Raw genomic sequence first — 25,142 nt, forward strand, 5'->3', positions numbered from 1 at the left:
GCTCGAACGGAACTCCGGAGTCGGAACGGACTCCGGAGTTCCGTGTTTTCGTTGCCGGGCACCCGAGGGGTTCGCGCACTGGGTTCGTGCACTCCACGGCTAGAAACCGCGCAAGCGGTTTGTTATGGTGGGCCACTCCCGGCACCCTCACCATAGGCAGCAACGGAGCGCCCGATGGCCAAACAGGAACGTGCGGTACGCACGCGCAACGCGTTGATCGAGTCAGCGGCGGAGCTGTTCAGCAAGGACGGCTTCGAAGTGGTGTCCCTGTCCATGATCAGTGCGCGGGCCGGCGTCAGTAACGGGGCCCTCCACTTCCATTTCGCCAGCAAGGCGGCGCTGGGTGCGGCGGTGTGGGAGGCGGCGGCGCAGCGGTTGCGGCAGATCACGACCGACGGGGCGGCGGGCTCGGGTTCGGGGGCACGCGCGATCCCGGGTGCGGGTTCGGGCGCGGGGTCAGGCGCGATCTCGGGTGCGGGTCCGGGCGCGGGGTCAGACGCGATCTCGGGTGCGGGTTCGGGCTCGTACGTGGGGGAGGTCGGTGGCGCCCTGCAGGTGTTGGTCGATACGACACACGCGTTGCTTCAGGCGCTGGGACATGACGTGATCCTTCGGGCCGGGTTCGATCTGAGCGAGTCCCTGGAGTCCTCGGTGGACGGGGAGGATCTGCGGCGGCGGTGGCAGGAGTGGGTGGAGGGTGTGCTCGCCAAGGCCGATCAGGAAGGGGCGCTTGCGCGGGACGTGTCGGCGCAGGACGCCGCGAACACCGTGGTCGCGGCCACCGTGGGATTCGGTGCGCTGGGAAGTCACGACGCGCAGTGGCTGTCGCAGGGGACGCTGACGCGGTTCTGGGCGCTGCTGCTGCCGCGGCTCGCCGCGGGGGCGACGCTTGAGGAACTGGTCGCTTCGGGGCGGCGGGTGGGCGCCGGCTGACGGTCCGTCTGCGGCTCGGGCCCGCTGACCTGTTGTTCTTTTCCAAGGCGTGAACCGGCGCCCCTGGTGGGCGGATCGGTCCACGCCTTTTCGTGCGTTCGCGACCCCGAATCCGCACACCGTTTTGGCTTGCGCACACTGTGCGCTCGCCCGTACATTGTTCATCAGAGGCGCTCGACACTCTTCGGCTACTCGGGTCCTGCGCTGCGCCTTTGCGTCCTGAGACCAAAACCGCTGAGTCGGTTTGTCGTTGTGAGTCCGCACCATCCCACTGCCTGAAAGGTTTGAAAATGGACCGCCATCCGCGCCGCTGGCTCATCCTGATCGTGTTGTGCCTCAGCACCTTGGTGCTGGTCATCGACAACATGGTTCTCACCGTGGCGATCCCGACGATCGCGGAGGACCTCAAGGCGAGTGCCCAGGACCTCCAGTGGATCCTCGACTCATACATGCTGGTCTTCGCCGGCTTACTGCTGACGGCGGGCAGCCTGTCCGACAAGTTCGGCCGCCGGAAGGTCATGATCATTGGGCTCGCGCTCTTCGGAGCCGCGTCGGTCGTGGCCATGGAGGCCGCCACACCCGAGCAACTGATTCTGGGGCGCGTCCTGATGGGCGTCGGCGGCGCACTGGTGATGCCCAGCACGCTCTCCATCCTCATCACGGTCTTCGACGACGACGAGCGCCCGAAGGCGATCGCCGCCTGGAGCGCGGTCGCCATGGTCGGCCTGGTCGGCGGTCCGGTTCTCGGTGGTGCCCTGCTCGCGGAGTTCTGGTGGGGCGTGGTGTTCCTGATCAACATCCCGATCGCCGCCCTCGCCATCGTCGCCGCGCTGGTCCTGATGCCGGAGTCGAAGGGGCCCTGGCGCAAGGCCGACCCGTTCGGGATGGTCCTGTCGATGGTCGGTATGACCGCCCTCATCTGGACGATCATCGAGTTCCCGAAGGACGGCCTCGACCACCTGGGCACGCAGATCTCGCTGGCGGTGACCGCGCTCAGCCTGGTGACGTTCGTCGCCTGGGAGAAGCGCTCCGCGTCCCCGATGGTCCCGATGCGGCTCTTCCGCAACCGGGTGTTCACCGGCGCCAGCTTCTCGCTGGTCCTGCTGACGCTCGCCAACGGCGGTCTGATGCTGGTCCTGACGCAGTACCTGCAGTTCGTCCTCGGCTACAGCGCCACCGAGACCGGACTGGCCTTCACACCGCTGGCTGTCGCCGCGCTGGCCTTCAACAGCGTCGGTGCCGCCCTGCTCCCGAAGACCGGCAACCGCGCCATGGTGGTGTTCGGGCTCCTGGTCATCGCCTCCGGATTCGGGCTGCTGTCGACCCTCGGCATGGACAGCGGCTGGGGCGTCCTGGCCGGTGCCATGTGCCTGATGGGTGCGGGTGGCGGTCTGGCGATGCCCGCGGCGATGTCGGCCATGATGGGCGCGATCCCCGACGAGCACGCAGGTGTCGGCTCCGCGCTCAACGACACGATCCAGCAGGCCGGTGCGGCCCTCGGCGTCGCCGTTCTGGGTGCCGTTCTCTCCAGCACCTTCACCAGCCACATGCCGGCCGACGCTCCCGAGGCGGCCCGCCGCTCCATCGGCGACGCGCTTGCCGTGGCCGGCGGCGGCAGGGACGCCGGTCTGCTGGACTCCGCGCACGACGCCTTCACCAGCGCGATGTCCGCCACCTTCATGGTGGGCGCGGCCGGAGTGGTCGGCGCGGCCGTACTGGCCCTCTTCCTGATGCGCGACATGGGCGACCGCAAGGACGCCACCCCGCAGACCGCGACCGAGACCGAGTCGAAGAAAGAGACCGCGACCGGGCCGAAGAAAGAGACCGAGACCGAGAAGAAAGAGACCGAGCCGACGAACGAGACCTCCACGCCCTCGCTCGTCGAGACCGCTCACTGACGGAGCGCAGGCGGTCGGCCGGGAGGGTCCGTGACACACGGACCCTCCCGGATCATGCGGGCGGTACGCGCGTGAAGCGCCCCGCGACATGGAGGTCCGCCTCGATCGCGCTCGCCGTCGCGCGCAACTCGGGCAGTACCTCGCGGACACACTGCTCCGGGGTGCGTCGCGAGCTGTGCATGGCGACGTTCACGGCCGCCACGACCATGCCCGTGCGGTCGCGCACCGGGACCGCGACGGAGCGCAGCCCCTCCTCCAACTCCTCGTCGACCAGGGCGTATCCGTCCTCCCGTACGCGGTCCAGGACGGCCGTGAGCGCCTGGGGATCCGTGACCGTGCGCGAGGTCGGCGCGCGCAGGTCGGGCGCGGGACGTTCGTCGGGCGCGAGGTCCGCGAGCATCACGCGGCCCAGCGAGGTCGCGTACGCGGGCAGCCGGCCGCCGACCGTGACGTTGACGCTCATGATGCGGGTGGGCGCGACGCGGGCCGTGTACTGGATCTCGTCGCCCGCCAGCACCGCCAGGGACGCCGACTCGTGCAGCCGTCGCGCCAGCTCGGCCAGGTGCGGGGCCGCGATCTGCGGAAGCGTCGTGTGCGACAGCGGCGGGAAGCCGAGGGCCAGGACACGGGGTGTCAGACGGAAGGTCCGGCCGTGCGCGCCGACGTACCCCAGGTGCTCCAGGGTGATCAGCGCACGGCGTGCCGTCGCGCGTGCCAGCCCCGTGGCCCGCGCGACCTCGGTGAGCGTCAGCTCGGCCCGCCCCTCGCCGAACGACGTCAGCACGGTCAGCCCGCGCGCCAGCGACTCGACGAACTCCCGGCCCAGCTCCTGCTTCGACGCACCCGTCCAGAGGGCGAGCCCGGACGGCGTGGCGGGAGCCCCGGCGGGCACCCCTGCCGGTCCGCCACTCGGTCCGCCGCTCGGTCCGCCTCCCGGTCCGCCACTCGATTCCCCGCCCAGCGCCTCGCCCATGTCACCTACGCTGCCCGCGTCCTCGTCCAGATCCGCGCGAAGCTCCCGTTCCATGGCGCGTACGGTCGCCCGCAGTCGGGGCAGGAGCGTGTCCCGCAGCGAGGACGCGGTGTGCCGGCTGGTGTGGCTCACCACGCTCACCACGCAGGCGATCCGTCCGGTGCCGTGCTCCCGTACGGGCACGGAGACCGCCACCAGACCCGGCTCGATCAACTGGTCGTCGAGCGCCCACCCCCGACGGCGCGCCTGACGCGTCCGCTCCTCGAACTCCTCGTCCCGGGTGGCGCGTTCGCGCGCCGGTACCGCCGGAAACCCCCGGTCCCCGGGATCGGCGGCCCGTCGCTCGCGCCATCGCGCCCAGTCCTCGGGCAGCCACTCCGTGGCGAACAGCGGCCCCGGCGCGGTGCGTTCGACCGGCAGCAGATCGCCGATCCGAAAGCTCAGCGACATCGCGCGCCGCCGGGTCGCCTGGTGGATGAAGCGGATACCGTCCCGGTCCCCGACCGCCAGCGACACCGACTCGTCCAACTCGTCCGCGAGCGCGTCCGCCCGCGCGCCCAGCAGCCGGGGCAGCCGCAGCGCGGCCAGATACGCGTTGCCCAGCTCCATCAGCCGCGGTGCGAGCACGACGTCCCGCCCGTCCAGCCGTACGTACCCCATGCGCGCCAGCGTCGCCGCGATCCGGTCCACGGTGGACCTGGCCAGCCCGGTGGACCGCTCCAGGCCGCTGAGGCTCGACGTCCCGCCCGCCTCGGTGAGCCGGCGCAGCACGGTGATCCCGCGCATCAGCGGGGCGACGGCTTCGGCGGGCACGACGGCGCCGGGCGCCGGCGTGAGGTGTGTCGATGGCATGGGCTCGGCTCTCCGTGACCGGGGTGTCCGGACCACCGTAATGAATGCGCGTCCCGCGCTCAGCGGCGCGTGACGTACACCAGGTAGTTCCCGGCGCGGTCCTTCTTCCCGACCGCGATCCGTATCCCCGTCCTGGGGTCCTTGAAATGCTCGCCGGGGCGGAACGGAGCGTCGGACAGCTCGGCGTGCACGTTCGAGCTGAGGGTGCAGCCGCCGCTGTCCCTGGTGGAGTCGACCACGTTGATCGGGCCCCGGCCGGTGTCGATGTCCGCGTCGACCTTGTAGATGAGCACGCCCGCCCTGCAGACATCGACGTCGTTGCCCCCGCGGGTGCGCACCTCGACCGCGTATCCCGTCCTCGCGTCGATCGGCACGAAGACCAGTTTGCCGCCACCGCCGCGCTGTTGCAGTGGCGTCAGCCGGTGCTCGGTCGTGCCGCGCCTGGCCGCGCAGCCGACCTGGTCGTCGTCGAGCCAGCCGAGCTTCCACTTGTGCCAGCCCAGCAGGTCGTTGTCGGTCCCCCAGTCCTCGCTCATGATGTCCCAGTGCCCGGCCGCGCCGCCCCCGTCCTGGGTGTAGAGGTCCGGCAGGCCGAAGACATGGCCGTTCTCGTGGGGGAGTACGCGGTAGCCGGTCTCGGTGTACGAGCCGGAACCGTCGTCCTGGCGGCTGTAGACGAAGGACGCGTTGGCGATGGGGACACCGTCGGCGGCCGGTGCCTCCGCGTTGCCCGCGAAGGTAACCGACAGGACAGTGTCCAGGGCGGAGGGGCCCGCGTTGGGGGTGACCAGGACGTTCACCAGGTCGTACGCCCTGAAGTCGACATCCCCGTCGGCCACGGACACGAGGTCCTCGACCAGTTCCCGGTAGCCGGGGTCGAAGGGGGCGCCGCGCTCTATCCCGTACTCCTTGAACGGCTTGGGCATGCGCAGCCAGTGGCCGACAGGGGCCTCGGGGCGGTAGTCGAGGCGGCCGTACGAGCTGATGCGGAACCAGCGGGTGGTCTGCGGGAAGAACTCCCCGAAGCGGTCGAGCGCGCTGCCCTCGCCGGGCGCGTCGGAGAAGTCGACCATCAGGTTCAGGGCCCGGACGGTGCCGGTGGAGCGGGCGTAGCCGGGCGGGGTCGGTATGCCTTCCGACATCTGTACGCCCAGGGCTCCGGTGATCATGCAGGGGGTGAGCGCCGTCGTGCGCGCCGTCGCGATCGGGCCCCCGGTCTTGGAACCGGCCGTCAGGTGTCCGGCCCCGCCCGCGGTGGTGACCGTCAGGGTGAGCACGGTCACCGAGGCCATGGCCGCGGCGCGACGGCGCGGGCGTATCCGACAGTCGGTCGGCCGCATGCACGGGCCTTTCGCTCCAGGCAGCCAGCCGTATCTGGCCGCACCCTGTCCGTTCAACCCTCTGCCGTGGGATGCGGGGGCGCGCGCTGGAGGAGACCGATCGTGGGAGCCCAGGGTGTGTGATGCAGGTCACATGAAGCTGGGGAAATAACTGGGGATGGCTTCCCCGTTTAGCCCAGTGTCCGCACGAACCGGGGATGGATTCCCCGGATTGCGAGAAAGCTTCGAAGGAAGGAGTACGCCGTGGGCACCGCAACCTCCGTGCAGCGCAAGGCGCCCCGTCCGCGGGCCGATGCTCTGCGCAACCGGGAGCGGATCGTCGCCGCCGCGCGGGAAATGTTCGTCGAGCTCGGCGCCGAGGTGCCGCTCGACGAGATCGCCCGCCGGGCGGGCGTGGGCAACGCCACGGTGTACCGCAACTTCCCGGACCGTGACGCCCTCCAGCGCGAGGTCGTCTGCTCGGTCATGGACCGCGTCTCCCGGCAGGCCGAACAGGTGCTGGCCGAGAGCGGCGACGCCTTCGAGGCCCTCTCGCGATTCGTGCACGCGTCCGCCGACGAACGGATCGGCGCGCTCTGCCCGATGATGTCCGAGACCTTCGACCGGCATCACCCGGATCTGCTCGCCTCGCGCAATCAGCTGGAGAGTCTGGTCGAGGGATTCATGGAGCGCGCCCGTGAGGCCGGGCAACTGCGCCCCGATGTCGCCTTCGGCGATCTGATGGTCGCGATCGGCCAGCTGACCAGGCCGCTGCCGGGAACGGCGTGCCTGAACATCGACCGCTTCGTGCACCGCCATCTGCAGCTGTTCCTGGATGGCCTGCGGGCGCCGGCCCGCTCCGAACTGCCCGGCACGGCCGCGACTTTGGAGGATCTGCGACAAGCATGACCCAGACGAGCACGACCGAGACGAGCCCGACCGAGGTGGGCCCGACGGAGACGAACGTGACCGAGGTGGGCCCGACCGAGACGAGCGTGACCGTTCAGTCATGACCGATTAGTTCCGCGCACAGCGCCAGTCACCACACGCACAGAGACTTCCGGCCGTCACAGGCGACGAGCCGTCCCTTATCACCTGTCTTTTTTCGCTACCAAGTCCTGAAGTGGGTACCCCCATGTCTGAAGCAGTCCAGGCCGCCGCCGGCAAGAAGTCGGCGCCGGCCCCTGACTCCAACCGCTGGAGAGCGCTCGTCTTCATCGCGCTCGCCCAGCTGATGGTCGTGGTCGACGCGACCATCGTGAACATCGCACTGCCCTCGGCCCAGCAGGACCTGGGGATATCCGACGGCAACCGGCAGTGGGTCATCACGGCGTACGCCCTCGCCTTCGGCGGACTCCTGCTCTTCGGTGGCCGTATCGCCGACCTGTGGGGCCGCAAGCGCACCTTCGTGGTCGGTCTGGTCGGCTTCGCCGCCGCGTCCGCCCTCGGCGGTGCCGCGACGACCGAGGCGATGATGCTCGGCGCGCGGGCGCTCCAGGGCGCGTTCGGCGCGCTGCTCGCGCCCGCCGCGCTCTCCCTCCTCGCGGTGATGTTCACCGAGGCGAAGGAGCGCGCCAAGGCGTTCGGCATCTACGGCGCGATCGCCGGTGGCGGCGGCGCCGTCGGCTTCATCCTCGGTGGTGTTCTCACCGAGTACATGGACTGGCGCTGGACGTTCTTCGTCAACATCCCGTTCGCGATCATCGCCGCGGCCGGTGCGTACTTCGTCATCCGTGAGCCGGAGGGCAGCCGCAACCGCTCGCCGCTCGACATCCCGGGTGTCGTCCTGTCCATCGTCGGTCTGGTCTCCCTCGTCTACGGCTTCACGCGCGCCGAGTCCGACGGCTGGGGCGACTCGGTGACGATCGGCCTGTTCATCGCGTCGGTGGTGCTGCTGGCGGCGTTCGTCCTCGTCGAGGCCAGGTCCAAGGCCCCGCTGCTGCCGCTGCGCGTCCTCACCGAGCGCAACCGCGCCGGTGTCTACCTCTCCCTCGGCCTCGCGATCATCGCGATGTTCGGCACGTTCCTCTTCCTGACCTACTACCTGCAGGTCGTGAACGCGTACTCGCCGGTGAAGACCGGCTTCGCCTTCCTGCCGATGATCGCGGGCATGATCGTGGGTTCCACGCAGATCGGTACCCGCCTGATGACCCGGGTCGCGCCTCGGCTGCTGATGGCGCCGGGCTTCCTGGTGGCCGCGGCGGGCATGCTGATCCTGACCCAGATGGAGATCGGTTCCTCGTACGCAGCCGTGGTGCTCCCGGCCATGCTGCTGCTCGGCCTCGGTATGGGTACGGCGTTCATGCCGGCGATGTCCCTGTCCACCCACGGCGTCGAGCCGCGGGACGCGGGCGTGGCCTCCGCGATGGTCAACACCTCGCAGCAGGTCGGCGGCGCGATCGGTACGGCCCTGCTGAACACGATCGCCGCCTCGGCGACGACCTCGTACATCAAGGACCACATCGCGGGCGCCACCTCCAAGTCCCAGCAGCAGCTGATCCAGCTGGAGGGCCAGGTGCACGGCTACTCCAACGCGATCTGGTTCGCCGTCGGCATCCTCGTCCTCTCGGCCGCGATCGCCTTCGCCTTCGTCAACACCGGCCGCCCCGACATGACTTCGGTCTCCGGCGCGGGTGAAGGCGCCGAGGGCGACGAGGACGAGGTGAAGATTCCGGTGGTCGCGCACTGACGGGCCGGCGCGGGATCACCCTCTGAACCTCGTACGTACGCGGGGGTGGGGACGCCTTCGTACGTACGTTCCGGGATCTGCCCCGGCTCCGAGAGCGGCGAGCCGGGGCAGATCCATGTCCGGGGCCGGCCTGCCTGAATCTGCTGCCTGAACCCGCCCGGACCCACTCCTATCGGAGCCAGGGCAGATCCGCGCCCGCCTCCTTGGGCTGGAGACCCTCGGCGATGAGCCCCATGGCCTCGCCGAGGGCCTTCTGCTGGTCCGGGGAGAGCTGCTCGAAGATCGCCTGGCGGACGGCGGCCACATGTCCGGGCGCGGCCTCCTCCAGTACTCCGAAGCCCTGGTCCGTCAGCACCGTGAACTGCCCGCGCTTGTCCGAGGGACAGTCCTCGCGCCGCACCCACCCCTTCTTCTCCAGCCGGGCGACGGCGTGCGACAGCCGGGACCGGGTGATCTTCATCCTCATCGCCAGCTCGGTCATCCGCAGCCTCCGGTGCGGCGCCTCGGCCAGCTGCACCAGCAGGTGGTAGTAGATGTGCGGCATGCCCGCGTCGCGCTGCAGTTGGCGGTCGAGGTGGTCCTCAAGGAGGGTGGCGGCGTGGACAAACGCACGCCAGACGCGCTGTTCCTCATCACTGAGCCAGCGCGGCTCTTCAACGGGTGCCGTATTCATGTATCTACTGTACGAGATCGCTTCTTGAATTTTAAACAAAAGGTAGGTACGATCTTTTCATAAAAGTTGAGACCTAAAACATGTAGTCTGCAACTTTCCGCCGGAAGGGAGTCCGTCGTCATGTCTGCCGTCGCCGAGGAGCGCGTCATGCCGGAGCGCATGCCCGCCCTCTACCTCTCGCACGGTGCCCCACCCCTGGCTGACGACCCCATCTGGCCCGGTGAGCTCGCCGCCTGGTCGGCCGATCTCCCGCGTCCCAAGGCCATCCTCATGATCTCCGCCCACTGGGAGGAGGCCCCGCTGGCCCTCGGTGCGGTCGAGACCATCCCGCTCGTCTACGACTTCTGGGGCTTCCCCGAGCGCTACTACCGCGTCCAGTACGCGGCTCCCGGCGCGCCCGAACTCGCCGAATCCGTCCGCAAGCTGCTGCGCGCCCCCGGCATGCCGGTCCAGGACATCCCGGACCGCGGCCTCGACCACGGGGCGTACGTCCCGCTCGTCGAGATGTTCCCGGCCGCCGACATTCCTGTGCTGCAGATCTCGATGCCCACGCTCGACCCGGTCCGCCTCATGGAGATCGGCCGCAAGCTGGCGCCGCTGCGCGACGAGGGCGTCCTGATCGTCGGCTCCGGGTTCTTCACGCACAACTTGGCCGCATTGCGGCACACGGGCGGCGGTGTGCCCTCCTGGTCGAGCGAGTTCGACGACTGGGGGCACCGGGCCCTGGAGGCCGGCGACGTGGACGGGCTGCTGGACTTCGAGCGCAAGTCCCCGGCGGGCCGTCTGGCCCACCCGCGGACCGAGCACTTCGCCCCGCTCTTCGTGACCATGGGCGCGGCGGACGTGGCGGGCGAGCTGGGCGGCCAGAAGTCCGTCATCGACGGTTTCTGGATGGGGATGGCGAAGCGGTCGGTGCAGTTCGGGTAGTGGTCGGGTAGCGGCCGGGCGGCGGGCTCTCCGGCGGGATCCGGTGGGCCGCGGGGGATGTGACCTGCCCAGGAATCGGCTGTGAGTCCGCCGACGCGGCAACCATCGGGCGATGCCGATCGTCTTTCAAGGTGGGAGGACGGCCAAGGGCGACGGCCTTCCGCAGCCGGATCGCCATCCAGATCGCCGTATCGAGATCCAGATGTCGAGAACGCCGTTTCGAGTACACCGTTTCGAGATGGCCGTATCGAGAACGCGGTATGGAATCTGAGGGTGTGAGGGCTGTCTCACGTACGTAGGGGTGGCGCATGTCGGGGAAGGCTGCGAAGTCCCTCGTGGCTCCGGGCCTGACCTGCGCCTCCGTGGGTGCCGACGACCTCTTGCCTCTCGATGTGGCGGTACAGGGTACTGCAAGATCAGAAAAATTGAGTGGCAGGTTGGGAATTCTGTCCGGATTCCAGTCGTTGTTTCCTTCGGATGCAGGGCACCCGGAAGGGTGTCCCAGCCGCCACTGACGACCCGCAAGCCCACCACGCAAGGGAGCACGCATGGCAACCCGTGCCGTCGCCCGTCGTAAGTCCGCCACCGGCGAGACCGACGTGGCAAGCAGTGTTCGCGCCGTAGGCGGCGAGATCGCCGACCGCGACCTGGTCGGCATGTACCTCGACGAGATCGCGCGTACACCGCTGCTCGACGCCGCGAAGGAGGTCGAGCTGTCCCAGATCATCGAGGCGGGTGTGTTCGCCCAGCAGATCCTCGACGGCGAGGTCACCGATGCCCGGGCCGACGCCTCCCGTGAGGAGCTAGAGGCGCTGGTGGCCGACAGCGAGCGAGCCAAGGACATCTTCATCCGGTCCAACCTGCGCCTGGTCGTCGCCGTGGCGCGGCGCTACCCGCGCAGCGGTCTGCCGCTGCTCGACCTGATCCAGGAGGGGAACGCGGGCCTGGTGCGAGCGGTCGAGAAGTTCGACTACCGCAAGGGCTTCAAGTTCTCGACGTACGCGACATGGTGGATCCGTCAGGCCATCACGCGTTCGATAGCCGACCAGTCGCGGACCATCCGGCTCCCCGTCCACCTGGTGGAGGAGCTGGGCCGGATCCGCCGCGTGCAGCGCGAGTTCAACCGCGAGCACGGCCGCGAGCCGGAGCCCGCGGAGATCGCCGCCGAGCTGGGTTCGACCCCGGAGCGCGTCGGAGACGTACTGGACTGGGCCCGCGACCCGGTCTCGCTCAACATGTCGGTGGACGACGAGGGTGAGACGCAGTTCGGCGATCTGCTGGAGGACACCTCGGCGGTCTCGCCCGAGCAGTCCGTGCTCACGCTGCTGCGCAGCGAGGAGCTCGACGACCTCATCGGGCGGCTCGACCAGCGCACGGCCTCGATCATCAAGATGCGGTACGGCATCGAGGACGGCCGGGAGCGCACGCTCACCGAGGTCGGCAAGGAGCACGGCCTCACCCGTGAGCGCATCCGGCAGATAGAGAAGCACGCGCTGCTGGAGCTGAAGAAGCTCGCCCGGGACACCGGGTTCGACGCGGCGGCGTAGCGCTCGCGCCGACGGTGCGGGGGAGAGTCCCGCACCGCCCGGCCGCGCGTTTCGAACGAGCAGAACATAAGGCCGTTTACGGCCGCTTGAACCAGCCGAGCCTGGGCACAAGACTCCCAGGCTCCCTGAGCCAAGTCCCGACGCACTCCCCCCCAGCGCCGGGACTTCCCCGGGCCGAGCTCCGGCGCCTCCCCCCCCCTGGCGCCGGGGCTCGGCTCATGAAGGACGTCATGAAGCAAGTCATGCAGCAAGTCATGAAGGAAGGGTCACCCCGGACCTGAACCCCGGGGTGACCCTGGTGACACATTCTGTCACGGGGCAGGTCAAGCCGCCCCTTCCTGTCGTGGCTCCGCCGCCCGCGTCAGGCGGCCGCCCAAGTCCCGTACACACGCGATCAGTTCCGCCGGTTCGTGCACCGTGAACTCGCAGTCGACCATCGCGAGCCGCAGAGCCAGCCACTCCACCGCGTCCCCGACCGAGGCGCGCAGTCGGCAGCTGTGGTCGTCGATCGGCTCGGGCGCACCGAGCCACTGGGGCAGCCGGGCCGCGATGAACTCCGCGGGTGCGGCGAACGTCGCCTCGAACTCGTACGTCTCCTGTCGCCGGTACATCGACTGCCGCAGATATTCGGCCGCGCTCCCCGCCGGCACCTCACGCGGCGCGAAGCGGGCACCGGTCGCGAAGGGTTCGGCGACCCGGTCGACGCGGAACGTCCGCCAGTCCTCGCGATCCAGGTCGTACGCGACGAGATACCAGCGGCGGCCGGTCGACACGAGACGGTAGGGCTCGGTCAGGCGCTTCGAGGCGGTGCCGTCCCCCGCGCGGTACGCGAACCGCAGCCGCTCCCGGCCCGCGATGGTCGAGGCCATCACGGTCAGCGTCTCGGGCGCGATGCTCGCCCCGTCGCCGCTGGTCAGGGGAGTGGTGGCGGACTGGAGGGTGGAGACGCGGTGCCGCAGCCGGCCCGGCAGGACCTGTTCCAGCTTGGCCAGCGCCCGCACCGAGGCCTCGTCGACGCCCTCCACGGCGTGCCCGGCACCGGCCCGCAGACCGACCGCGATCGCCACCGCCTCCTCGTCGTCGAGGACGAGCGGCGGCAGGGCCTTCCCGGCGATCAGCCGGTACCCGCCGTCCGCCCCCTTCGTCGCCTGTACGGGATAGCCCAGCTCGCGCAGCCGGTCGACGTCCCGCCGCACGGTCCGCCGCGAGACGCCGAGCCGGCCGGCGAGCTCGCCGCCGGGCCACTCGCGCGGGGTCTGGAGGAGGGAGAGCAGCTGGAGGAGCCGGGCCGGGGTGTCGGTGCTCATGGGGTCTGCCTCTCGGGTCGTCCACCGTGTTCGGTCATGGCTGCGTGTTCGGCCGCATGTTCTGACGTCTTCGAGGATGCCCCACTACTAGGACACGATCTGACCTAATAGGCCTCTAACTTCGAGACATGTCCTTCAACGAGACCACCCTCAGCAGCCCGGCCGCTCCGGCCGACCGGCGTCGCTGGTTCGCGCTCGCCATCGTGATGACCGCGGCCTTCATGGACCTGGTCGACGTCACGATCGTCAACATCGCGATCCCGTCCATCCAGCGGGAGGCGGGCGCTTCCTTCAGCCAGATCCAGTGGATAACGGCCGGATACGCGCTCGCCTTCGCCGCCGGCCTGATCACCGGCGGGCGGCTCGGCGACATCCACGGCCGCAAGCGGCTGTTCCTCGTCGGCATCGGCGGATTCACGCTCGCGTCGGCGCTCTGCGGCCTCGCCGTGAACCCCGAGATGCTCGTCGCCTCCCGCATCCTCCAGGGAGGCATGGCCGCGCTGATGGTGCCGCAGGTGCTGTCGATCGTGCACGCCACCTTCCCGGCGCACGAGCGCGGCAAGGTCTTCGGGCTGTTCGGCGCGATCGTCGGGCTCGGGGCCGTGTCCGGTCCGCTGCTCGGCGCGCTGCTGACGGAGTGGAACCTGTTCGGTCTGGAGTGGCGGCCGATCTTCCTCATCAACCTGCCGGTGGGCGTCGCGGGTCTGCTCCTGGGCAGCCGTTTCATCACCGAGTCCAAGGCCCCGCGGGCGCTCAAGCTCGACCTCGTCGGCGTCGCGCTCGTGACCCTCGGTCTGCTGATGCTGCTCTACCCGCTCACCCGTGGCCGTGAGTTGGGCTGGCCGATGTGGGGTTACGTCTCGATGGGCGGCGCACTCGTGGTGTTCGTGGCGCTGGTGGCGTACGAGAGGCGGAAGACCGTGCGGGACGGTTCGCCACTGGTCGAGCTCTCGCTGTTCAAGGTGAAGAGCTTCGCGGCGGGTATCGCGGTGCAGACGGTCTTCGGGGTCGGGCTCGGGATCTTCTTCCTGGTCTGGACGCTGTACATGCAGATCGGCCTCGGCTGGGGCGCGCTGCGGGCCGGTCTGACGGGCGTCCCCTTCTCCCTCGCGGTCTCGACGGCGGCCGGGCTGTCGGTGCAGAAGCTGGTGCCGCGGTTCGGGCGCAAGGTGCTCCAGGCGGGCGCGCTGGTGATGGCGGCCGGCGTACTCCTCTACATCTGGGAGTCCGAGCGGTACGGCATGTCCATCGCTCCCTGGCAGATGGCGCTGCCCCTGGTGGTCATGGGCGTGGGCATGGGCCTGATCGTGGCCCCGCTGACGGACGCGATCCTCTCCGAGGTCCCCCGTGAACACTCCGGCTCGGCGTCCGGTCTCATCAACACCGTCCAGCAGATGGGCAATGCGCTGGGGCTCGGCCTGGTGTCCGTGGTGTTCTTCGGCACGATGTCCGACCGGTTGCCCCGGGCCGAAGTGGGACCGGCCTTCGTCGACGCCTTCCAGAACGCGCTGATCTGGGTCGCGGCGGTGATGGCGGGCATCTTCCTCCTGATGTTCGCCCTGCCGAAGCGTCCCGCCCAGCACGCGGAGGGTGCCGAGGGCGCGGGGGAGGCGCCCCTCGCCGCCACGGGCAAGGAACCCGAACTCGCCGGACTCGCGGGCTGACGCCCCTGGTTCACACCTCCCGACACGTTGCGGCCCGGCCCTCTCGGATCGACCGAGAGGGCCGGGCCAATGTCCGTTCATGCCCACATTGGCGCCAGACCCGTTTACTTATCGGACATCCGGGCGTAGCCTGCCGGAGAAACAACAGGTTCGGGCATAGAAGTGGAGGTGAACGGACATGTACGCACCGGAGCGGCAGCAAGAGATCCTCCGGCTGGCCCGTGATGGAGGGCGCGTCGACGTGGTGTCGCTGGCCGAGGAGTTCCAGGTCACGGCCGAGACCATCCGGCGGGACCTCAAGGCGCTGGACCGCGCGGGCCTCCTGCGCCGGGTGCACGGAGGTGCCATCCCGGCCGGCCGACTCGACTTCGAGCCCGACCTCGCCGAGCGTGAGTCCACCGCGGCGGACGAGAAGGACCGCATCGCCAAAGCCGCGCTCGCCGAACTGCCGGACAACGGCACGATGATCCTGGACGCGGGTACGACGATCGCCCGGTTCGCCGCGTACCTCCCGCTGGAGGTGACGCTCACCGTCGTGACGCACAGCCTTCCCATCGCCGCCCGCCTCGCCGACCACCCCGGCATCCAGCTGCATCTCATCGGCGGCCGCGTACGTCACCGTACGCGCGCGGCGGTGGACGCCTGGGCGCTGCGGGCGTACGGCGAGATCCGTGCCGACGTCGTCTTCCTCGCGTCGAACGGCTTCTCCGTCGAGCACGGCCTGACCACCCCCGACCTCGCCGAGGCCGCTGTGAAGCGCGCGGCCCTCTCCGCCGCGCGCCGCGTCGTCCTGCTCGCCGACTCGGCCAAGCACGGCAAGGAGCACTTCGCGCGCTTCGGCACCCTCGGTGATGTGGACCTGCTGATCACCGACAGCGGGTTGAGTCCCGAAGACGCCACCGCCATCGAGCGCGGCGGCACGGAAGTGGTGCGCGCATGATCCTCACCGTCACGCCCAACCCCTCGCTCGACCGGACCTACGAGGTCCCGTCGCTCGACCGGGGGGAGGTCATCCGGGCAACAGGCGAGCGCATGGACCCGGGCGGCAAGGGCGTCAACGTCTCACGGGCGGTCACCGCGGCCGGTCAGCGGACCGTTGCCGTACTGCCGCTCGGCGGCGCTCCCGGGGCTCTCGTCGCCGACCTGCTCGACGCGCAGGGCATCGAGGTCGCGCCGGTCCCGGTCGCCGGCGCGACGCGCTCGAACATCGCGCTCGCGGAGGCGGACGGGGTACTGACGAAGATCAACGCACCCGGCCCCGAACTCACCGCCGCCGAGGAAGAGCTGCTCCTGGAGACCGTGCGGACGCAGTCCCGCGACGCCTCCTGGATCGCCTGCTGCGGCAGCCTGCCGCGCGGTCTCGCGCCGTCCTGGTACGCCGAACTGGTCGCCCGCACGCACTCCGCGGGCGCCCGGATCGCCCTGGACACCTCCGGCCCGGCGCTGCTCGCCGCCCTGCGCGAACGGCCCGACGTCGTCAAGCCGAACGCCGAGGAGCTGGCCGAGGCGGTCGGCCGCCCCCTCGTCACGATCGGCGACGCCGTGAAGGCGGCCGAGGAGCTGCGCGAGCAGGGCGCCGGGGCGGTGCTGGCCAGCCTCGGCGCGGACGGGCAGCTGCTCGTCGAGGCGACGGGCGTGTGGTTCGGCAGCGCGCGGGTCGACACCGTCCGCAGCAACGTGGGGGCGGGTGACTCCTCGCTCGCCGGCTTTCTGATAGCCGGCGGCAGCGGTCCCGAGGCCCTCGCCTCCGCGGTCGCGCACGGCGCCGCGGCCGTCCAGCTCCCGGGCAGCGTGATGCCGGGCCCCGCGGACCTCGACGCCTCCGCCGTGACCGTCACGTCGGAGATCCCCGTGGATCGCGTACTGAGGGAGCCGGCGGCATGAGTTCCCGTAACGCCTTCCCCACCCACCCCGGCTTATGTGACACTTCCGGCGATTGCGTCATAAATCGCCGAAACCCCCCACTCCCCCCTCCCCGTCCCCACCCCGCCCACGACTCCCCCGGGCGATACGCGTGCTAAGGAGCCCGCGATGAGCGAGATGATCACGGCGGACCTGGTCGACCTCGACCTGTCCGCCGATACCAAGGAGGCGGCGGCGCGTGCCCTCGCCGAGCGCATGGTGGCCAAGGGCCGGGTGACCGACCTGGACGGTTTCCTCGCCGACGTGGCCGCCCGCGAGGCGCAGATGCCGACCGGCCTCGACGGAGGCATCGGCATTCCGCACTGTCGCAGCGAGCACGTCACCGAGCCGACGCTGGCCTTCGGGCGCAGCGCGGCCGGGATCGACTTCGGTGCTCCGGACGGGCCCGCCGACCTGATCTTCCTGATCGCCGCCCCGGCAGGTGCCGACGACGCCCACCTCACGATCCTTTCGTCGCTGGCCCGGCAGCTGATGAACACCGAGTTCACCTCCGCGCTGCGGTCGGTCGACGACACGGCGGGCGCGGCCGCGCTCATACGCGGGGACGAGCCCGCGGCGGACGAGACCTCGGCGGACGAGGCCGCGGCGGCAGCACCCTCCGCGTCCGAGGACCCCGCCCCGGCACCGGACGCCACGAGCACGGACGCGTCGGACACCGGCTCCGCCGAGCCCGGCGGCCGCCCGTTCCGTATCGTCGCCGTCACCTCCTGCCCCACCGGTATCGCGCACACCTACATGGCGGCCGAATCGCTGGAGAACGCGGGCCGCGCCGCCGATGACGTCGAGGTCGTCGTCGAGACGCAGGGCTCGGCGGGCTTCAGCCGGCTCGACCCGGCCGTCATCGCCGCCGCAGACGGCGTGATCTTCGCGCACGACCTCCCCGTACGGGAGAAGGACCGGTTCGCCGGGAAGCCGACCGTGGACGTCGGTGTGAAGGCGGGCATCAACCGCCCCGCCGAGCTGATCTCCGAGGTCCGGGCGAAGGCCCAGCGCGGCGAGGTCACCGCGGCCGCGAAGGGCGGCACCCCGGTGGAACGCGCCGGCGAACCCGGCGAGGGCTACGGCACCAAGCTGCGCAAGTGGCTGATGTCCGGCGTCAGTTACATGGTGCCGTTCGTCGCCGCGGGCGGTCTGCTCATCGCGCTCGGGTTCGCGATCGGCGGCTACCAGATCAACGAGGCCAAGTCGGTCACCGAGCACTTCGACTGGGGCCAGGTCGACAGCTGGGGCGCGCTGCTGTTCCAGATCGGCGGCGCCGCGTTCGGCTTCCTCGTCCCGGTCCTCGCCGGCTATATCGCGTACGGCATGGCGGACCGGCCGGGGCTTGTGCCCGGCTTCGTCGGCGGCGCGATCTCGGTGACGATCGGCGCGGGCTTCCTCGGCGGTCTGGTCGCCGGCCTGCTGGCCGGTGGTGTGGTGCTGGGGATCCAGCGGGTGAACATCCCGGCTCCGTTGCGCGGCATCATGCCGGTGGTGGTGATCCCGCTGATCTCCGCGGCGGTGGTCGGCTTCCTGATGTTCGTGGTGATCGGCAAGCCGATCGCCGAGGCGCAGAAGGCCCTGACCGACTGGCTGAACGGCCTCAGCGGCGCCAACGCCATCCTGCTCGGCGTGCTGCTCGGCCTGATGATGTGCTTCGACCTCGGCGGCCCGGTCAACAAGACCGCGTACACGTTCGCGACGGCCGGCATCTCGGTGGCCGCCCCCGGCGACTCGGCGATGAAGATCATGGCGGCTGTGATGGCGGCGGGCATGGTGCCGCCGCTGGGCATGGCGCTCGCGACCGTGGTCCGCAAGCGGCTGTTCACCACGGCCGAGCGTGAGAACGGCAAGGCGGCCTGGGTCCTGGGCGCCTCCTTCATCTCGGAGGGCGCGATCCCGTTCGCGGCCGCCGACCCGCTGCGCGTCATTCCGGCCTCCATGGCGGGCGGCGCGGTCACCGGCGCCCTGACCATGGCCTTCGGTTCGACCCTGCGCGCCCCGCACGGCGGCATCTGGGTCACCTTCCTGATCGGTAAGCCGTTCCTGTACCTCCTGGCCATCGCGGTCGGTACAGCGGTCACGGCAGGCCTGGTCATCTTCCTGAAGGGCCTCCGCAAGACGCAGCCCGAGGGCGCGGACCAAGCGCCGGAAGCGCTGTCGGCGTCCAAGGCCAAGGAGCCGGTCGCGGCTTAGACGAGACACGCGAAGGGCCCGGGACGTTGGTCCCGGGCCCTTCGCGTGTCCCCTGGTGTCCACTGGCCCTCGACGCAGTGGCTCGGCGCACTGGCGCACCCGGCGCACTCGGCACACCTCGCTCCCGGCGGGGCGGCCGCCCCGACCCATCAGCCTCCCGGCGGAGCCGTCAGCGCGGGGAGGCGGCCCGCCGCTCCATGGCGTCCCGCGCGGCGTGCTCGCTGGGGTAGACCTCGCACATGTGGCGCCCATCGGGAGTGGCCGTGTGCTCGACCTCCCACAGCGACAGCTCCCGCCCGTCGTCGAGCAGAAACGCGTGCTCGTAGAGCGAGAAGCACAGCCCCGCCGCCCCGGCCCGGCACGGCTGCCCGAAGGCCTGCGTGATCTGGTGCGCGAACGCCGTCCGCAGTAACGCGGCCATGTCCTCGCCCGGCCGGTCCGCGTTCTCGGCGCGCCGCAGTAAACGCCGCCCGTGGTCCGCCGAGTCGTCCGGGAAGTACGCGTGCCGAGGCCTGGGAACCGGCGACATCCGCGCCATGACCGGCAGTTCGAAGTCCGGCGTGTCCGGGGGCAGCGGCAACCGCTCGGTGGCGGCCCGCAGCTCCTCCTCGTCCTCGTACACCTCGGCTTGAGTTTCTCTGCCCGGCGCGGTGTTGTGGACCAGCTCCCAGAGGGTGAGCGCCGTGCCGTCGGCGAGCAGCCAGGTATGGCGGTACGTCTCGCGGTGCAGCCCCGAGCTGTGATGCGCGGAGTGCAGCGAACTGTCGTGCGCCAGCGCGCAGTCGAGCAGCCCTATCGTCTCGTCGGACAGCTCGAAGGAGTTCAGAGCACGGCCGAGGAGTCGCGCGAGATGCTCCTCCGGAGACTCGGGCGACTCGGGTGGCTCGTACGCTGCCGTCTCGTACGGAACGCTCAAGGTTTCTCCCGGCGTTGCTGCATGTCACCTTGTGGGTGCATACCGTAGCCCCTCGGTCGGACATCATGTCCGGGAACCGAGAAAACGTACGCATGGAAAACGTCGAGGCCGCGTGAGAAGTTCCCACGCGGCCTCGACGCGGCCTCAAACCTCCCTGGCCAGACGGCGTCAGAGGGCGCTTCCCCCGGTCCACTCGCTCCACGACATGTTCCAGCCGTTGAGACCGTTGTCCGGCGCGACCGTGCTGTCGGGGGAGTTCTTGACCGTCACGACGTCCCCGATGAGCGAGTTGTCGTAGAACCACTTGCCGACCGTGTCGCCCTGCGCGCCCTGGACATCGGCGAGCCCCACGCACCCGTGGCTGGTGCCCTGGCGACCGAAGGGCGGATTGCCCCTGCTGTACCAGTAGTTGCCGTGGATGAAGGTCCCCGACGTCGTCAGCCGCATCGCGTGCGGCACATCATCGATGTCGTACTCCCCGCCGAAGCCGACCGTCGACCCGTTCATCCGCGTCTGCACGAACTTCTCCGAGATCACCATCTGCCCGTTGTACGTCGGGTTCTGCGCGCTGCCCGCCGAGATCGGCACCGACTTGAGGGTCTTCCCGTCCCGGGTGACCGTCATGGTCTGCGTGCCGACGTCGACCGTGGAGACCTGGGAGCGCCCGACGGTGAAGGTGACCGTCTTGTTCTGCACCCCGTAGACCCCGTTCGCGCCCTCGACCCCGTCCAGGTCGATCTTCATCGTGACCTTGGAACCGGCCTTCCAGTACTCCTCGGGCCGGAAGTCCAGCCGCTGCTCCCCGAACCAGTGACCGACGACCTGCTGCCCACTGCTGGACTTGACCGTGATGTGCGACTGCACGGCCTTCTTGTCGCTGATCGCCTTGTCGAAGGTGAACGAGACCGGCATCCCCACGCCGACCGTGGTGCCGTTGTCCGGCGTGTATGTCCCGATGAAGCTGTTGGCCGAAGACACGGTCGTGAAGATGGAGTTGGCCGCCGCCGTCTTTCCGTTGGAACCCTTGGCGAGAGCCGATATCCGGTACTTCGTCCCCCGCTCCAACTGCTCCTTGGGCTTCCAGTTCTTCCCGTCCGTGGAGATCGCTCCCGGCACGGCGGTCCCGGTGGCCGACTCCGTCATCTTCACCTCGGTCAGCTTCCCGTCGCTGACCTTCACACCGGTCGCGTTGATGGACGCGCCCGTCGAACCGTCCTTCGCGGAGATGGTTATCTTCGCCCCGGAGGTCTCGGTCTCGCCGGCCTTGTTGTCGGCCTTGGCGTCGCCACCGCATGCGGTGAGGGTCAGGGCGCCGACCACCAAGGCGGCACAGGCCACCAGCGCGCGGCGGGCTGCAATGTCCGGGGTTGTCACGGGCTGCTCCAAGTTCTCGCGATGTGGGGGATCCGCTCCAGTCCGTGAAGAAGGAGGGCAGCACCGGCCGCCCGGGTTCCCGCCGAACCACCACGGACACCATCACGTGACAGACCCGGGACAATCCGCCCGCTCGTCGAGCCCGTACAACTCCCCGCCTACCGGCTCCCCATAGCGCTCCCGTCCACCGCCCGTCCACAACTCCCCGTCCATCCACCCGAGTTCGCCGTCTACAGGCTGTACAACTCCTCGACTGCCAGCTCGTACAACTCCCGCCCATCGGCCCGTACAACTCCCTGCCTACTGACCCCCGTACAACTCCTCGTACGCCGGCCACGCCCCACCTGGTCCCTCCACGGACTCCGCCGCCCGTACCGCCCGTACGATCGCCCGCGTCACGAGATCCGCCCCGGCCGCGAGGATCTCGTTCAGCGCGAGCGGGTTCTCCGTCGCCAGCGGACGCGCCCCCGTGGCGAACGCGAAGACCGTGTCCCCGTCGTTGAGCAGATGCACGGGCCGTACGGCGCGCGCGATGCCGTCGTGTGCCGTTCCCGCGACCTTCTGCGCCTGCGCCTTGGACAAGTCCGCGTCCGTGGCGACCACCGCGAGCGTGGTGTTCAGCGGGGGAGTGCCGCTCTTCGCCGCGGCCTCGGCCAGCCGTGCCTGCGCCGCCTCGTGCACCTTTGCCGCCGGATACGTCATACGCCCGTGGAACAACTCCCCGTACAGCGCTCCCGTCAGGGGATCCACCGCCGACCCCGCCGCGTTGGCCACGACCAGCGCGGCCACGGTCACCCCCGAGTCGAGCACGGCGCTCGCGGTGCCGACCCCTCCCTTCAGGCTCCCGACCGCCGCCCCCGTACCGGCACCCACACTTCCCTCCTGGACCGGCGCGCCGGTCTCGCTCGCCGCGGCGGCGGCCACCGCCGCGAGCCCGGTCGCCGCGTCCGGCCTTGCCCGGAAGTCGCCGCCTCGGCCCAGGTCGAAGACACAGGCCGCCGGGACGACCGGCACCACATGCGCCGGGTCGGGCCCCACACGCACCCCGCGCCCCCGCTCTTCCAGCCAGGCCATCACGCCCGCCGCCGAGTCCAGCCCGTACGCACTGCCGCCGGTCAGTACGAGCGCCTCGACCTTCCGCACGACGTTGCGCGGATCGAGGGCGTCGGTCTCCTTGGTGCCCGGCCCGCCGCCGCGCACATCCACGGCCGCGACCGCGCCGCCCTCGGGAGCGAGGACGACCGTGGTACCGGTCAGCCAGCCTTCACCGGTCCGCGTGGCGTGCCCCACGCGCAGCCCGGCCACATCTGTCAGAGCGTCAACAGTCATGACACCCAGTGTCGCCCCCGGGGCCGGACACGCTCATCGGCACCGGCTCGCCCCCAGGGCCGTACCCTGGACGCATGAGTACCGCCCCCGAACCCGAACCGCGCGACCCCCAGGCCGCGCTGGTCTTCGACGACCCGCTGAGCCGGCAGTCCTCGGACGACACGGACCGCGGGTGGGGGGAGCGGCCCAGCGGTGACAGCGCCGGAGACCTGGCCCGCTTCCTCGACGAGAAGCCGCCCCACCACCTCTGAGCCCCGTGGGCCGACGCCCCGTGCGTCGATGTCCCGTGAGTCGATGTCCTGTCGTCCGTCGGCCGGCGGTGGCTATCGCTCGGTGTGCTCCGGACCGCGCTGCGCGACGAGGGCGTCGCGTATCTCCTTCAGAATCTCCAGCTCGGTCACCTCGATGACCTCCTGCGTGCCCTCCTTCTCCTTCTGGCGGGCCGCCTGGCGGGCCAGGTACTTGGACATCGGCAGCACCATCAGGAAGTAGACGACGGCCGCGGTGATCACGAAAGTCAGCGTGGCGCCGAGCACCGAGCCCCACATGATCCGGATCCCCGTCGCGGTGTCGCCGGTGCCGGTGCAGGGCGCCTTGAGGCAGGAGCTGTAGTTGTCCAGATTCTTCGTGCCGATCGCACCGACCAGCGGGTTGATGACCCCCTTCACCATCGAGTTGACGATGTTGGTGAAGGCCGCGCCGATGACTACCGCCACCGCCAGATCGACGACGTTCCCGCGCATCAGGAAGGCCTTGAAGCCCTCCAGGATGCCCGGCTCCTTCTTCTCCTCGCTCACCAGGGAGCCCCTCTTCAGCCGCACAAGTTGTGGAACGAACAGTTCCGCAACCTACGTCAGGGCCTGGGCGGCCTGTCCAGCCCCCCGTCCTCGGCCAGGGACGTGACCGCCGGCCGGTGATCGTCTCGCGCAGGCTCAGCACAGGGTCACCGCCAGCCTCGAGGTCGCGCCGGCTCCCGCCAGCCGCACCGCCGTCTTCCGCGGCACGGACAGTACGACCAGCGCGCCGGCCTCGGTCACGCCGTCCAAGGCCTCGGGCACCTTCGTCACCCGCGCCCCTCGCGCGACCACCCGCGCGTCCCCGCCGCCCGCCGCGGACTCCTCGGCCGCGACGACGTCGACACGATCGCCGGGCCGCAACAGCCGTACCGTCGCGCCGTCGGCGATCCGCACCGGCGCCGTCACCATCGCGACGGCACGCGGCTCCCGTGCGGATCCGCCCGTCGTTCTGGACTCCGCCGCAGCGGAGGGACCCTCGGCCGGATGGGCCTGCGCCCGGCCCGCGTCACGCGGCCCCGCCGCCACCAGCGCGGCAGCGGTCATGGCGAGGCCCGCGGCCACGGCCCGCCTTCTGTGCCGCACGAGCCGCCGCAGCTGATACCGCCCGCCGCGCACCCGCACGGGAGCGAAATGCGGCACGTCACATGTGCCGGGCGCGTCCGCTCCCAACGGGCGCGGGAAGGAAGAGAGCTGCGACACGGGAACCACCACCTGCGGTCGGGAGATCGGCTTGCGATGCCAGAGTGCGGCTTCGCGCCGAATCCCGCTGAGGCCCGTGGATCACCGGCCGATTGTGGACAACTCGCTCACCCGAAGGGGAAGTTCCGCCCACGCCAGGCCTTACGCCAGGCCTTACGCCAGGCCTTACGCCAGGCCTCACGCCAGAACTCACACCAGAAGTCACGCCAGACCTCACGCCCAGCCCCCGCCGCTCGGCGCTGGCCTCAGTCGCCACCGCCGACCGCCCGCGCTACGGCAGCTCGAACCCCGGATCCATGCCGCCCAGCGCCTTCGTGCACAGACAATCCCGCGTCGCGTTCGCGGGCAAGGCGGCCACCGCGTCGAACAGAACGCCCCGCAGCCGGTCCACGTTCGCCGCGAACACCTTCAGCACCTCGTCGTGCGAGACCCCCTCGCCGGTATCGGCCCCCGCGTCGAGGTCGGTGACCAGGGTCAACGACGTGTAGCAGAGCTCGAGTTCACGGGCCAGCGCCGCCTCGGGATGCCCGGTCATGCCCACCACCGACCAGCCCTGCGCCTGGTGCCACAGCGATTCGGCCCGGGTGGAGAACCGCGGCCCCTCGACCACCACGAGCGTCCCGCCGTCCACCGGCTCCCAGTCGCGCCCGCGCGCCGCCTCCAGCGCGGCCTTGCGCCCGATGGGGCAGTAGGGGTCGGCCAGGGACACATGCACGACGTTCGGCACCTGCCCCCCGGGCAGCGGCAGCCCGTCGAAGTACGACTGCGCCCGGGACTTCGTACGGTCCACGAACTGGTCCGGCACGAGCAGCGTCCCGGGGCCGTACTCGGCCCGCAGCCCGCCGACCGCGCAGGGCCCGAGCACCTGGCGCGCCCCGACGGAGCGCAGGGCCCACAGGTTGGCGCGGTAGTTGATGCGGTGCGGCGGCAGATGGTGGCCGCGGCCGTGGCGGGGCAGGAACGCGACCCGCCGCCCGGCGATCTCGCCGAGGAAGAGGGAGTCGCTGGGGGCCCCGTAAGGGGTGTCCACCTGTATCTCGGTCACGTCGTCGAGGAAGGAGTAGAAGCCCGAGCCGCCAATGACGCCGATCTCGGCGTTCTCCGTGTTCGCCATGACCGCACCCTAGCCCGGCCCGAAAACGCCGCG

The 25,142-nt window shown here is 70.3% G+C and carries 21 protein-coding genes; 11 read left to right on the plus strand and 10 right to left on the minus strand.

Going from position 1 to position 25,142, the window contains the following annotated elements:
* Positions 1-174 precede the first annotated feature (174 nt).
* Positions 175-933 carry a TetR/AcrR family transcriptional regulator gene (locus FE633_RS10515; protein ID WP_138044838.1) on the plus strand — a complete coding sequence of 253 codons (759 nt, stop codon included), beginning with the start codon at positions 175-177 and terminating at the stop codon, positions 931-933.
* 290 nt (positions 934-1,223) lie between these two features.
* Positions 1,224-2,831, plus strand: coding sequence for an MFS transporter (locus FE633_RS10520; protein ID WP_212747195.1), 1,608 nt, complete (start codon positions 1,224-1,226; stop codon positions 2,829-2,831).
* Between the two features lie 52 nt (positions 2,832-2,883).
* Here FE633_RS10520 and FE633_RS10530 read toward each other — a convergent pair whose 3' ends face one another.
* The gene (locus FE633_RS10530; RefSeq protein WP_246113546.1) at positions 2,884-4,656 is read right to left on the minus strand and encodes an IclR family transcriptional regulator domain-containing protein; all 1,773 of its coding nucleotides are present in this window, start codon (positions 4,654-4,656) and stop codon (positions 2,884-2,886) included.
* Positions 4,657-4,715: 59 nt separating this feature from the next.
* Positions 4,716-5,996, minus strand: a complete 1,281-nt coding sequence (locus FE633_RS10535) for a M6 family metalloprotease domain-containing protein (RefSeq protein ID WP_138044839.1) — start codon at positions 5,994-5,996, stop codon at positions 4,716-4,718.
* Between the two features lie 243 nt (positions 5,997-6,239).
* On the opposite strand from FE633_RS10535, the gene FE633_RS10540 reads away from it, so the two are divergent.
* Both FE633_RS10540 and FE633_RS10545 read left to right on the plus strand, forming a co-directional pair.
* Complete coding sequence (locus FE633_RS10540; protein WP_138044840.1) at positions 6,240-6,884, plus strand: TetR/AcrR family transcriptional regulator; 645 nt, start codon at positions 6,240-6,242, stop codon at positions 6,882-6,884.
* Positions 6,885-7,110: 226 nt separating this feature from the next.
* Positions 7,111-8,664, plus strand: a complete 1,554-nt coding sequence (locus FE633_RS10545) for an MFS transporter (protein ID WP_138044841.1) — start codon at positions 7,111-7,113, stop codon at positions 8,662-8,664.
* Between the two features lie 169 nt (positions 8,665-8,833).
* Here the strand turns inward: FE633_RS10545 and FE633_RS10550 are convergent, their stop codons facing one another.
* A complete protein-coding gene (locus tag FE633_RS10550; RefSeq protein WP_138044842.1) occupies positions 8,834-9,337 on the minus strand; it encodes a MarR family winged helix-turn-helix transcriptional regulator in 504 nt (167 codons plus the stop codon).
* Positions 9,338-9,496: 159 nt separating this feature from the next.
* Here FE633_RS10550 and FE633_RS10555 point away from each other — a divergent pair, with 159 nt between their 5' ends.
* Entirely contained in the window at positions 9,497-10,264 is a 768-nt protein-coding gene (locus FE633_RS10555; RefSeq protein WP_138044880.1) for a dioxygenase family protein, read from the plus strand.
* A 548-nt stretch (positions 10,265-10,812) separates the two neighbouring features.
* A complete protein-coding gene (locus FE633_RS10560) occupies positions 10,813-11,811 on the plus strand; it encodes a sigma-70 family RNA polymerase sigma factor (protein WP_119105859.1) in 999 nt (332 codons plus the stop codon).
* Between the two features lie 323 nt (positions 11,812-12,134).
* Here FE633_RS10560 and FE633_RS10565 read toward each other — a convergent pair whose 3' ends face one another.
* The gene (locus FE633_RS10565; RefSeq protein WP_138044843.1) at positions 12,135-13,118 is read right to left on the minus strand and encodes a helix-turn-helix transcriptional regulator; all 984 of its coding nucleotides are present in this window, start codon (positions 13,116-13,118) and stop codon (positions 12,135-12,137) included.
* A 128-nt stretch (positions 13,119-13,246) separates the two neighbouring features.
* On the opposite strand from FE633_RS10565, the gene FE633_RS10570 reads away from it, so the two are divergent.
* The 4 genes from FE633_RS10570 to FE633_RS10585 all read left to right on the plus strand — a co-directional run bounded on the left by FE633_RS10570 (position 13,247) and on the right by FE633_RS10585 (position 18,880).
* The gene (locus FE633_RS10570) at positions 13,247-14,782 is read left to right on the plus strand and encodes an MFS transporter (protein WP_138044844.1); all 1,536 of its coding nucleotides are present in this window, start codon (positions 13,247-13,249) and stop codon (positions 14,780-14,782) included.
* A gap of 178 nt (positions 14,783-14,960) precedes the next feature.
* A complete protein-coding gene (locus tag FE633_RS10575) occupies positions 14,961-15,722 on the plus strand; it encodes a DeoR/GlpR family DNA-binding transcription regulator (protein ID WP_138044845.1) in 762 nt (253 codons plus the stop codon).
* Positions 15,719-16,666 (plus strand): 1-phosphofructokinase, encoded by a 948-nt coding sequence (gene pfkB, locus FE633_RS10580; protein WP_138044846.1) that lies wholly within the window; start codon positions 15,719-15,721, stop codon positions 16,664-16,666. The genes FE633_RS10575 and pfkB overlap by 4 nt, the downstream gene beginning before the upstream one ends.
* Positions 16,667-16,813: 147 nt before the next feature.
* On the plus strand, positions 16,814-18,880 hold the full coding sequence (locus FE633_RS10585; RefSeq protein WP_138044847.1) for a PTS fructose transporter subunit IIABC: 2,067 nt from the start codon (positions 16,814-16,816) through the stop codon (positions 18,878-18,880).
* 169 nt (positions 18,881-19,049) lie between these two features.
* Here FE633_RS10585 and FE633_RS10590 read toward each other — a convergent pair whose 3' ends face one another.
* From FE633_RS10590 to FE633_RS10600, 3 genes are all read right to left on the minus strand, one after another.
* Entirely contained in the window at positions 19,050-19,796 is a 747-nt protein-coding gene (locus tag FE633_RS10590) for a DUF6227 family protein (protein ID WP_138044848.1), read from the minus strand.
* A 168-nt stretch (positions 19,797-19,964) separates the two neighbouring features.
* Positions 19,965-21,170: a L,D-transpeptidase gene (locus tag FE633_RS10595; RefSeq protein WP_138044849.1), complete on the minus strand. Its 1,206-nt coding sequence runs from the start codon at positions 21,168-21,170 to the stop codon at positions 19,965-19,967.
* A gap of 300 nt (positions 21,171-21,470) precedes the next feature.
* Positions 21,471-22,499: a P1 family peptidase gene (locus FE633_RS10600; RefSeq protein ID WP_138044850.1), complete on the minus strand. Its 1,029-nt coding sequence runs from the start codon at positions 22,497-22,499 to the stop codon at positions 21,471-21,473.
* Between the two features lie 74 nt (positions 22,500-22,573).
* Here FE633_RS10600 and FE633_RS10605 point away from each other — a divergent pair, with 74 nt between their 5' ends.
* Positions 22,574-22,750 (plus strand): hypothetical protein, encoded by a 177-nt coding sequence (locus FE633_RS10605; RefSeq protein WP_138044851.1) that lies wholly within the window; start codon positions 22,574-22,576, stop codon positions 22,748-22,750.
* A gap of 72 nt (positions 22,751-22,822) precedes the next feature.
* On the opposite strand, the gene mscL is transcribed toward FE633_RS10605, so the two are convergent.
* The 3 genes from mscL to FE633_RS10620 all read right to left on the minus strand — a co-directional run bounded on the left by mscL (position 22,823) and on the right by FE633_RS10620 (position 25,109).
* On the minus strand, positions 22,823-23,296 hold the full coding sequence (mscL, locus tag FE633_RS10610) for a large conductance mechanosensitive channel protein MscL (RefSeq protein WP_281291161.1): 474 nt from the start codon (positions 23,294-23,296) through the stop codon (positions 22,823-22,825).
* A gap of 135 nt (positions 23,297-23,431) precedes the next feature.
* Positions 23,432-23,995 carry a CpaB family protein gene (locus FE633_RS10615; RefSeq protein ID WP_138044853.1) on the minus strand — a complete coding sequence of 188 codons (564 nt, stop codon included), beginning with the start codon at positions 23,993-23,995 and terminating at the stop codon, positions 23,432-23,434.
* 271 nt (positions 23,996-24,266) lie between these two features.
* Positions 24,267-25,109 carry an S-methyl-5'-thioadenosine phosphorylase gene (locus tag FE633_RS10620; RefSeq protein ID WP_138044854.1) on the minus strand — a complete coding sequence of 281 codons (843 nt, stop codon included), beginning with the start codon at positions 25,107-25,109 and terminating at the stop codon, positions 24,267-24,269.
* Positions 25,110-25,142: the final 33 nt, after the last annotated feature.

The organism is Streptomyces montanus, from assembly GCF_005786655.1.
GTDB classification, from domain to species: domain Bacteria; phylum Actinomycetota; class Actinomycetes; order Streptomycetales; family Streptomycetaceae; genus Streptomyces; species Streptomyces sporangiiformans.

Coding starts and splice junctions, on each gene's coding strand:
- FE633_RS10515 (WP_138044838.1), top strand. CDS start 175: ATGGCCAAACAGGAACGTGCGGTACGCACGCGCAACGCGTTGATCGAG.
- FE633_RS10520 (WP_212747195.1), top strand. CDS start 1,224: ATGGACCGCCATCCGCGCCGCTGGCTCATCCTGATCGTGTTGTGCCTC.
- FE633_RS10530 (WP_246113546.1), bottom strand. CDS start 4,656: ATGCCATCGACACACCTCACGCCGGCGCCCGGCGCCGTCGTGCCCGCC.
- FE633_RS10535 (WP_138044839.1), bottom strand. CDS start 5,996: ATGCGGCCGACCGACTGTCGGATACGCCCGCGCCGTCGCGCCGCGGCC.
- FE633_RS10545 (WP_138044841.1), top strand. CDS start 7,111: ATGTCTGAAGCAGTCCAGGCCGCCGCCGGCAAGAAGTCGGCGCCGGCC.
- FE633_RS10550 (WP_138044842.1), bottom strand. CDS start 9,337: ATGAATACGGCACCCGTTGAAGAGCCGCGCTGGCTCAGTGATGAGGAA.
- FE633_RS10555 (WP_138044880.1), top strand. CDS start 9,497: ATGCCCGCCCTCTACCTCTCGCACGGTGCCCCACCCCTGGCTGACGAC.
- FE633_RS10560 (WP_119105859.1), top strand. CDS start 10,813: ATGGCAACCCGTGCCGTCGCCCGTCGTAAGTCCGCCACCGGCGAGACC.
- FE633_RS10565 (WP_138044843.1), bottom strand. CDS start 13,118: ATGAGCACCGACACCCCGGCCCGGCTCCTCCAGCTGCTCTCCCTCCTC.
- FE633_RS10570 (WP_138044844.1), top strand. CDS start 13,247: ATGTCCTTCAACGAGACCACCCTCAGCAGCCCGGCCGCTCCGGCCGAC.
- FE633_RS10575 (WP_138044845.1), top strand. CDS start 14,961: ATGTACGCACCGGAGCGGCAGCAAGAGATCCTCCGGCTGGCCCGTGAT.
- pfkB (WP_138044846.1), top strand. CDS start 15,719: ATGATCCTCACCGTCACGCCCAACCCCTCGCTCGACCGGACCTACGAG.
- FE633_RS10585 (WP_138044847.1), top strand. CDS start 16,814: ATGAGCGAGATGATCACGGCGGACCTGGTCGACCTCGACCTGTCCGCC.
- FE633_RS10600 (WP_138044850.1), bottom strand. CDS start 22,499: ATGACTGTTGACGCTCTGACAGATGTGGCCGGGCTGCGCGTGGGGCAC.
- FE633_RS10605 (WP_138044851.1), top strand. CDS start 22,574: ATGAGTACCGCCCCCGAACCCGAACCGCGCGACCCCCAGGCCGCGCTG.
- FE633_RS10620 (WP_138044854.1), bottom strand. CDS start 25,109: ATGGCGAACACGGAGAACGCCGAGATCGGCGTCATTGGCGGCTCGGGC.